Consider the following 11,836-nt stretch of genomic DNA (forward strand, 5'->3'; position numbering starts at 1 on the left):
CACCTGCGGGCGCCTTGTCCTGTACACTGCACGGCCTTGGCAGCCAACTATTCCCCGGCTGCGCTCCCGATCCTGGATTTTCCGGCCATGCAGAAAGAAACCGAAATCAAACTCCGCGTCAGCCGCGAAACCCTCGCCGCCCTGCGCGAGCACCCGCTACTGAAAAAACGCAACAAAAGTGGCTGGGAACGCCGTGAACTGATGAATCAGTACTTCGACACCCCAGAACGCGACCTGGCCCGGGCCAAAGTCGCCCTGCGCCTGCGTCGCGACGGTGACGCGGTGATCCAGACCCTGAAGACCAGCGGCCAGAGCGTCGCCGGCCTGTCCGAACGCAACGAGTACGACTGGCAACTGGCCAAGGCCAAGCTGGACGTGAAAAAGCTCGAAGGCCAATGCTGGCCCGAAGCCCTGGCCGAACTGGACAAGAAGACCCTCAAGCCATTGTTCACCACGGATTTCGTCCGCGAGCGCGCGGAAATCGCCTGGGGCCGCGGCAAGGCCAAGGTGGTGATCGAAGCCGCGCTGGACTTGGGCCAAGTCATCGCCGGCAAGCAAAAGGAAGAAATCTGCGAGCTGGAACTGGAGCTGCGTGAAGGCGAACCGGCTGCCCTGCTGGAGTTGGCAGCGGAGCTGGCCCTGACCCTGCCGCTGATGCCCTGCGACATCAGCAAGGCCGAGCGCGGCTATCGCCTGTTCGACGCCGGCAGCTACTCCCTGAGCCTGCCCGCGCCGCAATTGAGTGCCGAGACGCCCCTGGACGAAGCTTTCGCCGCTCTGGCCTGGCACCTGCTGGGCAGCAGCCAGCGCCTGGCCGAGCAGTACCGCTTCAATGGCCACTGGCGCCTGCTGCAGGACTGGGTGGACAACCTTGCCGAGCTGCGAGCCCTGGCCAGCAGCCTGGGCCAGGCCGCACCGCGCCAGTCCACCGCTGAATTGCGCGGTGCCCTGGACGCCCTGCTGGAAGACTGGCGTCCGCTGGTACAGGCCGGCCTTGATGACGAAGACGTGCGCAAGGCCGCGCCGGAGCAGTTCATCGAAGAGTTGCAGGACGTGCGCTGGGGCCTGTTCTCGCTGAATACCTCGCGCTGGCTGCTGGCCCGGGCCTGGACCACTGACCGCAACACCCGGGGCAACCGCCAGGGCGCCGCACAGCTGGGCAGCTGGTTGCCACGCCTGCTGGCCGAGGAAGCCACCTCCCTGCAACTGCCGCGCTATCAGCAGCAACCGGAAGACCTGGCCGAGCAGTTGCCGCGCATTGAACGCATCCAGGCCTGGTTGCACCACGCCCGCTCCGCGCTGGAGATCCCGGAGCTGGACCGTCTCTATGGCGAGTTGAACAAACTGGCCCAGCTGGCCAACGAGCCGATCACCGACGAAGCCCTCGACGCCCGCAAGCAGCAGGCCATCGCGGTGTTCCAGAACCGCGCCTGGAAAACCCTCCTGCGCCTGTAACCCCGCCCCTCAGCGCATGACCGGCAGGCTGGTGGTGGACTTGATCTCCGACAGGGCAACGATCGAGTTCACCTCCTGGATACCCGGCACCATGGACAGCTTCTCGAAGAAGAAGCGTTCATAGGCTTCGATATCCGCGGTCACGATCCGCAGCAGAAAGTCCACCGCGCCCATCAGCACATAGCACTCCAGCACTTCCGGAAAACCGCGGATCGCCTCGGTGAATTCGGTGAAGTTGGAGCGCCCGTGAGCGTTGAGCTTGATCTCGGCGAAGATCTGCGTGTTGAGGCCGATCTTCTTGCGGTCCAGCAGGGTCACCTGGCCGCGGATCACCCCCTCCTCCTTCATCCGCTGGATCCGTCGCCAGCATGGCGACTGGGACAACCCCACCTGCTCGGCGATCTGCGCACTGGAAAGCGAGGCGTCCTCTTGCAGCAGCGCGAGGATGCGGCGGTCATAGGCGTCCAGGTCGCTATGCATAATAAATACCCATAAACATTAAAAATTGAATTGAACAATTCATATTCAAGCAAATAAACCCAATCTTAGATAAGAAATACCCGAAACCGAATGTAAAAATTTCTCCACTGACCTGGAGACCGCCATGCCCCCTTTCGAGCCAGCCCCCCGCGCCGATGCCTGGAACCTCAACAATGCTCACTGTCGCGTGCACTACCGGATAGTGGCCGACGCCGAGGCCGATGTGCTGTGCCGCATCCTCAACCACTTCGCCCTGCAGTTCCTGGTGCCGCAGCGGGTGTCGATGCAGCAGCAGGACGCCACGCTGTATATGGAGGTGGAACTCGACGACCTGAGCTGGCATCGGGCCCAGGTGATCGGCGCAAAGCTGCGCAACCTGATCAGTGTCTGTGACGTGGAGCTGGAGTTGGCGGAACCTTCGCGCCTGCAGGCCGCGGGTTGATCCCGGCAAAACCCTGCAACCCTTGGCAAGCATTCCCTTGAGGCCCCGGGGACTATTCTTGGCTGTTCGTGGTCAGAGACCCACATCTGGACAACAGCCCCAAGGAATCGCCCATGAGCGCCGCGCACCTTCCCCAGGACCGCTGGCTGGACCTCAGCGAACTGCTGCGTGAACTGCTGGCCCAGGGCCGCATCAGCCAGGATGCCGCCGAACAGGTCATGAGCGTCCGGCATCAGGCAGCCGGTAACCTGCTGCATCCCCTGGAAGTGATCGCCGGCCAGCAATTGCCCGACCTGCAGCACCCCGGCGCACATCTGGACCTGGACAGCCTCACGGCCTGGCTGGCCCGGCAAGCCGGCCAGCCTTACCTGCGTATCGACCCCCTGCGCATCGACGTGGCCAGCATCACGCCGCTGATGTCCTTCGCCTTCGCCCAGCGGCACAAGATCCTTGCCGTGGCCGTGGATGGGCAGAGCGTTACCGTGGCCAGCGCCCAACCTTACGTCAGTGCCTGGGAAGCAGACCTGGCCCATGTTCTCAAGCGCACGGTGCGACGGGTGGTGGCCAGCCCGCTGGACATCCAGCGCCTGACCCTGGAGTTCTATCGCCTGGCCAAGTCGGTCAGCGGCGCCAGCAGCGAACAGAAAGCCAGTGGCCTGGGCAACTTCGAGCAACTGCTGAAACTGGGGGCCAGCGACCAGGAGCCGGATGCCGACGATGCGCACATCGTCAATATCGTCGACTGGCTGTTCCAGTACGCCTTTCAGCAAAGGGCCAGCGACATCCATATCGAACCCCGCCGCGAGCACGGCACCCTGCGCTTTCGCATCGATGGCGTATTGCACAACGTCTACCAGTTCCCGCCCCAGGTCACCCTGGCCATCGTCAGCCGCCTCAAGAGCCTGGGGCGCATGAACGTCGCGGAAAAGCGCAAGCCCCAGGATGGCAGGGTCAAGACGCGCACCCCCGACGGCAGTGAAATCGAGTTGCGACTCTCGACCCTGCCCACGGCGTTCGGTGAAAAGCTGGTGATGCGCATCTTCGATCCCCAGGTCCTGCTCAAGGATTTCGACCAGTTGGGCTTTGGCACCGATGACCTGAGCCGCTGGCAAGCCATGACCACCCAGGCCCACGGCATCATCCTGGTCACCGGGCCCACCGGCTCGGGCAAGACCAGCACCCTCTACACCACGCTGAAGAAGCTCGCGACCCCCGAGGTCAACCTGTGCACCATCGAGGACCCGATCGAGATGATCGAACCGGCGTTCAACCAGATGCAGGTCCAGCACAATATCGACCTGAGTTTTTCCAGCGGCGTGCGCGCACTGATGCGCCAGGACCCCGACATCATCATGATCGGCGAGATCCGTGACCTGGAGACTGCGGAAATGGCCATCCAGGCCGCACTTACCGGGCACCTGGTGCTGTCTACCCTGCACACCAACGACGCCCCCGGCGCCATCAGCCGACTGCTGGAACTGGGCGTGCCCCATTACCTGATCAAGGCCACCCTGATCGGGGTCATGGCCCAGCGCCTGCTGCGCACCCTCTGCCCGTACTGCAAGGTTCCCGCCCAGCTGACGGCGGATGACTGGGAAAGCCTGACCGGAACCCGGCACCTGCCACCCGCTGCCGGCGGCCAGCGCGCGGTGGGCTGCGCCGAATGCCGGGGTACCGGTTACCACGGGCGCACCGGGGTCTACGAAATCATGCCCTTGGGCTCCCCCCTCAAGGCCCTGATCCATCGCGACCTGGATCTTGCCCGCCTGCACCACCAGGCCTGTGCCGACGGCATGCGCAGCCTGCGCCTGGCTGCCGCGCACAAGGTTGCCCAAGGCCTGACCAGCCTTGAGGAAGTGCTACGGGTCACGCCCGGCAACCAGCCCCCATAGCGGCACAGGAGGCGAACCCCAGGCGCTGGACTACGCTTGAGTCACCGCCGAGAAAAGCAGGGAGCCCGGTATGAACATTCGTCAAAACATGCTCGCCACCGGGGTTGTCAGCCTCCTGGCCATTGCCCTGGTGGCCGGGCTGGGTTTATGGGGCCAGTCACGCCTGGCGCGGGCACTGGTGGACAACGAGCTAAACGCCAGCGCCCTGCGCAACCACCTGGAGGCCGACATGATGCACGACGCCCTGCGGGCCGATGTGCTGGAGGCCCTGAGCAGCCAGCCCGGCGATGCCGCCGCTGGCGAAGAGGTCCGCAATAGCCTGCGCGAACACGGCGACTGGTTCCGCAAGGCCCTGGCGGAAAACGCCAAGTTGCCCCTGGCACCGGAAATCCGCAACGCCATCACCGAGCTGCAGCCGGTGCTGGAAAACTACATTCATGCCGCCGAGAACATCGCCGGGCAGGCCCTCAAGGACCCACAGGCCGCGCGCCTGCAAATGCCGGAGTTCTCCCAGCGCTTCAGCGAAGTGGAGAGCCGCAACGCCGCCCTCAGCAGCCAGATCGAAGCCAGCACCGCCCAAACCCGCGAACTCAGTGAAAGTGCGGTCCGCCAGGCCGCCTGGTGGCTGATCGGCGGCAGCCTGCTGGCCGCCCTGGCACTGGCCCTGTTGACCCGGCAGCTGCTCACCCGGGTGCTCAAACCCCTGGAAAAATCCGTGGCCACCGCCCGGGCCATTGCCCAGGGCAACCTGACCACGCCTATCAGCGTCGACAGGCATGACGAGGCCGGCCAACTGCAACAGGCCCTTGGAGAAATGCAAGACAACCTGCGGCAGATGATCACCACCATCCGCCATGAAAGCGAAGAGTTGCGCGGCCGCTCCCACAGCCTCAGCGACACGTCGTTGAGCATTGCCGACGGCGCCAGCGAACAGGCCGACGGCGCCACCAACATGGCCGCCGCCATGGAGCAGATGATCAGCAATATCGCCCAGGTGGCCGAACACGCGCGCAATGCCCAGGGCATTGCCGCCCAATCCGAATCCCTGGCCGGTAGCGGCGGCCAGGTAATCCTCGGGGTCGTGGACGGCATGAGCCATATTGCCGAGGCGGTGAACCAGTCTTCCCGCAGCATCACCGCCCTGGGCCAGTCCTCGGAAGAAATCCACTCGATCATCCAGGTGATCAATGGCATCGCCGAGCAGACCAACCTGCTGGCCCTGAACGCCGCCATCGAAGCCGCCCGGGCCGGGGAAGCCGGCCGGGGGTTCGCCGTGGTGGCTGACGAAGTGCGCAATCTGGCAGCCCGCACCGCACAGTCCACCCGGGAAATCACCGGCATGATCGAACGCATCCGGGAAACCACCGAACAAGCCGTGAACAGCATGCAAACCGGGGTCAGCCGGGTCAACGATGGGGTCCAGATGGCCCAGCAGGCGGGCACCTCGATCAATGAGATCCGCCAGGGCGCCCAGCGCTCGGCGGTGATGGTGGAGGAGATTTCCCTCACCATCGGCGAGCAGTCCAAGGCCAGTAGCGAAGTGGCGCAACGGGTGGAGATGATCAGCCTGGTAGCCCGGCGCAACAGCCAGGCCATGCGTGAGCTGACCCAGACCGTGGAGCAGATGGAAAACTCCGTGGCCACCTTGCAGACCTCGGTCACCCGCTTCCAACTGTGAGGCCACGGGCACGCCGGTGATGTGTGTCCTGATGATGCAAGGGCCACGGTATCTCTGCGCGCGACCGGGCGCCGCCGTACACTCGCCCCCCTGTGCCCCTTGATCACATCTGAGCAGGAGAATGTTATGCAGATCGGAAGCGTGTTGTTACTTTTCGTCGGCCTCGCCGTGGCCATCGTCTTCATGGGTTTCAAGGTCGTGCCCCAGGGCTACCAATGGACCGTGGAACGCTTCGGCCGCTACACCAACACCCTGAAGCCGGGGCTGAACATCATCATTCCGGTGATGGATCGCATCGGGCGCAAGATCAACGTGATGGAAAGCGTGCTGGATATCCCACCCCAGGAAGTCATCACCGCCGACAACGCCACGGTGCAGATCGACGCCGTGTGTTTCTTCCAGGTGGTCAACACCGCCCAGGCCGCCTATGAGGTCAACAACCTCGAGCACGCCATCCGCAACCTGCTGCAAACCAATATCCGTACGGTGCTCGGTTCAATGGAACTGGACGCCATGCTCAGCCAACGTGACGGCATCAACGAGAAACTCCTGCGAACCGTCGATGAGGCCACCGCCCCCTGGGGGATCAAGATCACCCGGATCGAAATCAAGGACATCAGCCCACCCGCCGACCTGATGGCAGCCATGTCCGGGCAGATGAAGGCCGAGCGGGTCAAGCGTGCGCAGATCCTCGAAGCCGAAGGCCTGCGGGCCGCCGCCATCCTTACCGCAGAAGGCAAGAAGCAGGCACAGATTCTTGAAGCCGAGGGCGAACGCCAGGCGGCATTCCTCGAATCCGAAGCCCGGGAGCGCCAGGCCGAAGCCGAGGCCCGGGCGACCCAAGTGGTGTCCGAGGCGATTGCTACCGGCAACGTCCAGGCGATCAACTACTTCGTCGCGCAGAAATACATCGATGCCCTGGGCAAACTGGCGTCGGCCAACAACAGCAAGGTGATCCTGATGCCGCTGGAGGCCAGCCAGGTCATCGGCGCCGTGGGCGGCATCGGCGAGATCGTCAAGGCCACGTTCGACAGCAAGAAGGTCTGAGGCAGGCTTCATGTTGGCATTTTTGCAAGCTCTATCGTTCTGGGATTGGCTGGCCCTTGGCACCATCCTGCTGATCTTCGAAGTATTCGGGGCCGGCGGCTACCTTCTGTGGATCGGCCTCGCAGCCGCCACAGTCGGGGTCCTGACCTTTCTCATTCCCGGCCTGTCATGGGAGGTGCAGTTCCTCCTGTTCGGCCTGCTGTCGGTGCTCACCGCACTGTATTGGTGGCGCCGCCAGCGCAGCGTGGTACGCCCCAGCGATCAGCCGAACCTCAACCTGCGGGGCCAGGAGCTGATCGGCAAGACCTTTGTGGTGCACCAGGCGATTGTCGACGGCCGCGGGCGGATCAAGGTGGCCGACGGCGTGTGGATCGCCAAGGGGGCCGACGCCCCCGTGGGCGCCCGGGTACGGGTGGTGGGCCAGGAAGGCGCAATCCTGTTGGTCGAAAACCTTGACTGATGAGTCACGGAACTCCGCGGGGTTATCTAGAATCAAACGATGCAGATACCCCCTTTCGGAGTCACCCATCATGCGTCTGAAAATTGCTGTCGCCACCCTTGCCCTGCTGTCTCTTCCCGTTGGTTCGGCAATGGCCGACACCTTCTGGCGTAACGTCATTTCCTCCGGGGCCACCACCGGCTCCACCTACCTGACCTTCAAGGACCACAAGTTGATCGTCGCCGCCCAGGATGACGCCGGCAGCTTCGTTGCCAGCGATGGCAGCATTCGCGGCCCGTACCTGGAAGCCGCCATGCAGAAAGTCCGCGCCGACAACCCCGGCCTCAAGGCCACCGACATGGAACTGGCCAACGCCATCCTGGCGAAGAACGCTGTCGCTCAGGAGTAACCGTCGCCCCAGGGATGGCCGACAGCCAACGCCGACCCCAGGGTCGGCGTTTTTGTGTGCCCGATCAGCCGGCTAGACCCCAGGTGTGCGGGACACTGCAGCCAGGCCGGCCAGGGCATAACTCATCATGTGCTCGATCAACGCCGGTGGATCCAGCTCCAGGCCGGGCAACACATTGCGCGCCAGCGGCTGATGAGCGATCAGCAGGAACAGGCAGGGCGCAAAAACGCTGACGGCGCTGCGCAGGGTGACCGGGTCCTCAGGCGATAGATCCATGATCTGGCCGAGGATGGTGCGCACGATCTTCGCCTTGGGAAACGCCTGCTCCTCCAGGATCGCCGGCAGCACCGCGGAGGGTGACAACAGTTCGCGGGTCAGGACTTTCAGCGCCCAGCCCTCACGCTGGTTGCCCAGCCCCTCGATGAGCACGGTGATGATCGCCCGCAGCTTGTCCTCGGGGCTGCCCTGGCTTTCACTCAGGCTGATCATGGTCTCGATCCGCACCAGGCGGTCGTGGGCCTCGCGCAGCACCGCCCGATACAAGCCGTCCTTGTTCTCGAAGTGGTAGTTGACCGAGGCGTTGTTGGCCCTGGAGTTCTCGCAGATCTGCTTGCTGGTGGTGTTGGCGTACCCCAGCTCCGCAAAAAGCTGGCCGGCCGTTTCCAGGATCTGTTGGCGGGTGGCCTGGCCATCCTGACGCGGCGCACGGGCCGCAGTTGGCTGCGGGGAAGCGGAAACGGCCATAGGCGCTCTCACTAAGTTAAATTCAAATTTGACTTTTGTTTATGGACTGCTTAGCTACAAAGCGCCAGTTTCTCGTTCAATTCCGTCAAGGGTTGCAGCGAAATGGCGGCTATCTGTCAATTCACGCCAAAGGATATCAGCATGGAAGCGCGCAACATGACTCCCTTCACCTACTTCTCACTGCCCATGCAGAAGCTGTTCCTACGCAATCAAGCGGCAGTCAGGAACAAGCCCTACGCCAAGTATTTCCGCTCGGAAATGCGCGTGCCGCTGTCCGCCGTCCGCAAGATTCAGCAAGGCCCCATGGCCCTGGAAGACACCCTGACCCCGAGCATCGAGGACATCAATCGCCTGCTCGAATCGGACTTTGTCAGCGAGGAATCCGGTTACGCCCTGCTACCGGGCCCGATGGCCTACGTGCAAAGCCGCAAGTTCTTCCCCGGCTGCACCGCGCAGATGTTCAAGTGGTGGTTCATCTGGCACCCCGCGGAATCGGAGCGCTACACCCTGTGGTTCCCCTATGCCCATGTCAGCAACCCATGCGTGCACCACCAGCGCCTGTGCGATGAGTCCCTGAGTTTTGAGGAACGGCTGTATGGCAACACCTTCTGCGCGTCGGAATATGTCGGCGATCGCCTGATGCACCTGCATATCGACTTCCAGCAGCCGGCCAGCCTGGGCCTGAACACCGATCTGTATCGCGAAGCGAAGATCGACGGCAGTGTCAGCGCCCTGATGAGCCTGGCGGATCATCCTGAGGTGCCGGTGTCGTTGATGGTGCATCTGTTCAAGGAAGTACCGGGCGGCATGTACCTGACCAGCCGTTACTGGGTCGGGGCGCACCCGTCGATGGCCCGCTTTCCCGGGGCAGAAAAGGCTGCATCGCTGCTGAAGGAAAATGGCTTTGGCGAGGCCGAACTGGAGACCCTGGCCTACGAGTTCGCGGTGCACGACATGTGCGAGTTCAATCATCTGGCCAGCTTCCTGCCGGACCTGTATCGAGAGTTCGGCACCCCCGCGGCCTGAAACAACAGCCATTAAGCCCGAGAAACTCCAGGGCTTAATGGCTCGAAAGGATCAACGTTGCGTACCAGGACAAACACCGTTGATCAGCAGAGAAGTGAACTCTTCGATGTCCTGTTCCACCGTCAGTTGCTCAGTCAACAGCCGATACCAGCAAAAGCCGAAAATCATATCCAGCAGTAATTCACGGTTGGTGTCCTTGGGTAGCTCGCCGTTGCTGATGGCATTTTCCACCAGTTTTTTAGGCATTTCCCTTCTGCGCTCCATGAACTGATCCTTGAGCTGGGTCAAGGTTGCGGGATCCAGTTGCGCTTCGGCGATCACACAGCGAAAGGCTTCGCCGCAAATAGTCTCCCTCCAGACTTTCCATAGATTTCGCAGCAAAAAGTCGAGATCTGCCTTGAACGAGCCGAGATCAGGAAATTTTCTGACTTGTTCGCTCTCGTTTTCATAAACCTCGGCGATCAACGCCGCCTTGTTCGTCCACCAGCGATAGATAGTTGGCTTGCTGGCCCCCGCCCGACGGGCGACGGACTCGATACTGAGCCCGGAATAGCCGCATTCCTTAAGGATTTCGATGGTGGAAGTGAGAATGGCTTTATGAGTATGGGGACTTCGCAAAGAGCCGATGGAGCTGCGAGATGGGGTACGAGCCACAATAAAAAATCTCCAGGCAGGGCGCTTGACAAACGCAACGCAGGGTATAGGATTCCCTCGAATCGAAATGAAACGGTCCGTTTCGTTTCATTCTTGAATGAATCATGAATTTCTTACACCGATCTATCTAGTTTTTAAAATATCGCGTAAGGGTTGAGCAGCTCAGGCCTTGTAACTTGGAGTTCCTCGAATTCGAGGCTTCGGCCCTTTTCCCTTAAGAGATTAGATCGTCTGAAATTATTACTAAACGAAACGTTCCGTATCATAGCATAGTGAGGTGAATAAAAACAGCTTTCGAGTGGGTTTTCCCCTATTTGGAGTCTGCTGTTACACCGCTCTGGCCTGCAGCTTTCATCAGGTGTGGCCAGGAGAAAGGCAGCAAAACTGTTTTCCGTATGTTTCAAGGGTGCTTCTGAGCAGGCACGACCCAGTTTTCTGAAAAGAATGGAATCAAGAGGAAAATGAACGTGAAAAAGATAGGTATTGTCAGCTATGGCGCGGGTATTCCGGTATGCCGCCTGAAAGTCCAGGAAGTGATCAACGTCTGGAAAAACACCGACCTCAAGCTGGTGGAGGAAAACCTCGGCGTCACGGAAAGAGCCGTGCTGCAACCGGATGAAGATGTCATCACCCTCGGGGTACTGGCGGCGCAACGGGCCCTGGATAAAGTCCCCGGCCATCAGCTCGAAGCCCTGTACCTGGGCACCTGCACCAACCCCTATGACTCACGGGCCTCGGCTTCGATCATCCTGGAAATGCTCGGCAGCGGCTACGACGCCTATTGCGCCGACGTGCAGTTCGCCGGCAAGTCCGGAACTTCTGCCCTGCAGATCTGCCAGGCGCTGGTGGCTTCCGGCATGACGGGCAGCGCCCTGGCCATCGGCGCCGACACCATCAACCGCAACACCGCGCCGGGCGACCTGACCGAATCCTATGCCGGGGCCGGAGCCGCTGCGCTGCTGATTGGCAGCCAGAATGTCATCGCCGAATTCGACGCCAGCTTCTCCTGCGCCGCCGATGTCGCCGACAACATCCGCCCCCAGGGCGATCGCTACATTCGTTCGGGCATGGGCCTGGGCTCGGACAAGAACAGCATCGGCCTGGAAGACCAAACCCGCCGCGCCGCCGAAGGCCTAATGGCCAAGCTGCACACCAGCCCCGCCGACTATGACTATGTGGTGTTCCAGCAAAACCTGGTGTCCACCCCCTACTCCCTGGCCAAGCACCTGGGCTTCAACCCCAAGCAGGTGGAACCGGGCATCTATGCCGGCAACGTTGGCGATGCCGGATCGGCCAGCCCGCTGCTCGGCCTGATCAACGTACTGGACCAGGCACGCCCGGGGCAGAAAATTCTTCTGGTGTCCTACGGTTTCGGCGCCGGCAGCGACGCCATCGCCCTGACCGTCACCGATGCCATCGAGCAGTACCAGAAGCACAACAAGCCTCTGCGCGAACTGCTGGAATCCAAGATCTACGTCGACTACGGCACGTCCATCAAGTACGAGTTCAAGTACCTGCGGGCTGACTACGCCCTGACCGCCTATCTCTGATTACGCCTGTCTACGCAAGG

At 61.9% G+C, this 11,836-nt stretch carries 12 protein-coding genes and 1 pseudogene; 10 read left to right on the plus strand and 3 right to left on the minus strand.

All coding sequences use genetic code 11. From position 1 onward, the window contains the following. Window positions 1–87 precede the first annotated feature (87 nt). Window positions 88–1,455 carry a CYTH domain-containing protein gene (locus AC1RL5_RS11575; protein ID WP_103407450.1) on the plus strand — a complete coding sequence of 456 codons (1,368 nt, stop codon included), beginning with the start codon at window positions 88–90 and terminating at the stop codon, window positions 1,453–1,455. Window positions 1,456–1,464: 9 nt separating this feature from the next. Here AC1RL5_RS11575 and AC1RL5_RS11580 read toward each other — a convergent pair whose 3' ends face one another. After that, window positions 1,465–1,935, minus strand: a complete 471-nt coding sequence (locus AC1RL5_RS11580; protein ID WP_011064117.1) for an Lrp/AsnC family transcriptional regulator — start codon at window positions 1,933–1,935, stop codon at window positions 1,465–1,467. 124 nt (window positions 1,936–2,059) lie between these two features. Here AC1RL5_RS11580 and AC1RL5_RS11585 point away from each other — a divergent pair, with 124 nt between their 5' ends. From AC1RL5_RS11585 to AC1RL5_RS11615, 7 genes and pseudogenes are all read left to right on the plus strand, one after another. Then, window positions 2,060–2,377 (plus strand): ACT-like domain-containing protein, encoded by a 318-nt coding sequence (locus tag AC1RL5_RS11585; RefSeq protein ID WP_011064118.1) that lies wholly within the window; start codon window positions 2,060–2,062, stop codon window positions 2,375–2,377. 113 nt (window positions 2,378–2,490) lie between these two features. Next, window positions 2,491–4,269 (plus strand): type IV pilus assembly ATPase TfpB, encoded by a 1,779-nt coding sequence (gene tfpB, locus AC1RL5_RS11590; protein ID WP_019095791.1) that lies wholly within the window; start codon window positions 2,491–2,493, stop codon window positions 4,267–4,269. 496 nt (window positions 4,270–4,765) lie between these two features. Further along, window positions 4,766–5,092, plus strand: a pseudogene (locus AC1RL5_RS11595) (HAMP domain-containing protein); the annotation flags it as partial. A 141-nt stretch (window positions 5,093–5,233) separates the two neighbouring features. After that, a complete protein-coding gene (locus AC1RL5_RS11600) occupies window positions 5,234–5,947 on the plus strand; it encodes a methyl-accepting chemotaxis protein (RefSeq protein ID WP_370059455.1) in 714 nt (237 codons plus the stop codon). Between the two features lie 126 nt (window positions 5,948–6,073). After that, complete coding sequence (locus tag AC1RL5_RS11605; RefSeq protein ID WP_011064121.1) at window positions 6,074–6,994, plus strand: SPFH domain-containing protein; 921 nt, start codon at window positions 6,074–6,076, stop codon at window positions 6,992–6,994. A 10-nt stretch (window positions 6,995–7,004) separates the two neighbouring features. Beyond that, window positions 7,005–7,454 (plus strand): NfeD family protein, encoded by a 450-nt coding sequence (locus tag AC1RL5_RS11610; protein ID WP_019093574.1) that lies wholly within the window; start codon window positions 7,005–7,007, stop codon window positions 7,452–7,454. A gap of 70 nt (window positions 7,455–7,524) precedes the next feature. Then, window positions 7,525–7,842: a DUF2388 domain-containing protein gene (locus tag AC1RL5_RS11615; protein WP_011064123.1), complete on the plus strand. Its 318-nt coding sequence runs from the start codon at window positions 7,525–7,527 to the stop codon at window positions 7,840–7,842. Between the two features lie 72 nt (window positions 7,843–7,914). Here the strand turns inward: AC1RL5_RS11615 and AC1RL5_RS11620 are convergent, their stop codons facing one another. Beyond that, window positions 7,915–8,586 carry a TetR/AcrR family transcriptional regulator gene (locus AC1RL5_RS11620; protein WP_041120329.1) on the minus strand — a complete coding sequence of 224 codons (672 nt, stop codon included), beginning with the start codon at window positions 8,584–8,586 and terminating at the stop codon, window positions 7,915–7,917. A gap of 141 nt (window positions 8,587–8,727) precedes the next feature. On the opposite strand from AC1RL5_RS11620, the gene phlG reads away from it, so the two are divergent. Then, window positions 8,728–9,612 (plus strand): 2,4-diacetylphloroglucinol hydrolase, encoded by an 885-nt coding sequence (phlG, locus tag AC1RL5_RS11625; protein WP_072451830.1) that lies wholly within the window; start codon window positions 8,728–8,730, stop codon window positions 9,610–9,612. Window positions 9,613–9,663: 51 nt separating this feature from the next. Here the strand turns inward: phlG and AC1RL5_RS11630 are convergent, their stop codons facing one another. Further along, window positions 9,664–10,266, minus strand: coding sequence for a TetR/AcrR family transcriptional regulator (locus AC1RL5_RS11630; RefSeq protein WP_011064126.1), 603 nt, complete (start codon window positions 10,264–10,266; stop codon window positions 9,664–9,666). 461 nt (window positions 10,267–10,727) lie between these two features. Between AC1RL5_RS11630 and AC1RL5_RS11635 the strand changes: the two genes are divergently transcribed. Further along, window positions 10,728–11,816, plus strand: coding sequence for a hydroxymethylglutaryl-CoA synthase (locus tag AC1RL5_RS11635; protein WP_072451831.1), 1,089 nt, complete (start codon window positions 10,728–10,730; stop codon window positions 11,814–11,816). Window positions 11,817–11,836 lie beyond the last annotated feature (20 nt).

Source organism: Pseudomonas sp. GW822-FHT06D10, from assembly GCF_058799535.1.

What these genes read in the sequence shown, in the direction of transcription:
- AC1RL5_RS11575 (WP_103407450.1), top strand. Translation starts at nt 88, where the DNA reads ATGCAGAAAGAAACCGAAATCAAACTCCGCGTCAGCCGCGAAACCCTC.
- AC1RL5_RS11580 (WP_011064117.1), bottom strand. Translation starts at nt 1,935, where the DNA reads ATGCATAGCGACCTGGACGCCTATGACCGCCGCATCCTCGCGCTGCTG.
- AC1RL5_RS11585 (WP_011064118.1), top strand. Translation starts at nt 2,060, where the DNA reads ATGCCCCCTTTCGAGCCAGCCCCCCGCGCCGATGCCTGGAACCTCAAC.
- tfpB (WP_019095791.1), top strand. Translation starts at nt 2,491, where the DNA reads ATGAGCGCCGCGCACCTTCCCCAGGACCGCTGGCTGGACCTCAGCGAA.
- AC1RL5_RS11600 (WP_370059455.1), top strand. Translation starts at nt 5,234, where the DNA reads ATGGAGCAGATGATCAGCAATATCGCCCAGGTGGCCGAACACGCGCGC.
- AC1RL5_RS11605 (WP_011064121.1), top strand. Translation starts at nt 6,074, where the DNA reads ATGCAGATCGGAAGCGTGTTGTTACTTTTCGTCGGCCTCGCCGTGGCC.
- AC1RL5_RS11610 (WP_019093574.1), top strand. Translation starts at nt 7,005, where the DNA reads ATGTTGGCATTTTTGCAAGCTCTATCGTTCTGGGATTGGCTGGCCCTT.
- AC1RL5_RS11615 (WP_011064123.1), top strand. Translation starts at nt 7,525, where the DNA reads ATGCGTCTGAAAATTGCTGTCGCCACCCTTGCCCTGCTGTCTCTTCCC.
- AC1RL5_RS11620 (WP_041120329.1), bottom strand. Translation starts at nt 8,586, where the DNA reads ATGGCCGTTTCCGCTTCCCCGCAGCCAACTGCGGCCCGTGCGCCGCGT.
- phlG (WP_072451830.1), top strand. Translation starts at nt 8,728, where the DNA reads ATGGAAGCGCGCAACATGACTCCCTTCACCTACTTCTCACTGCCCATG.
- AC1RL5_RS11635 (WP_072451831.1), top strand. Translation starts at nt 10,728, where the DNA reads ATGAACGTGAAAAAGATAGGTATTGTCAGCTATGGCGCGGGTATTCCG.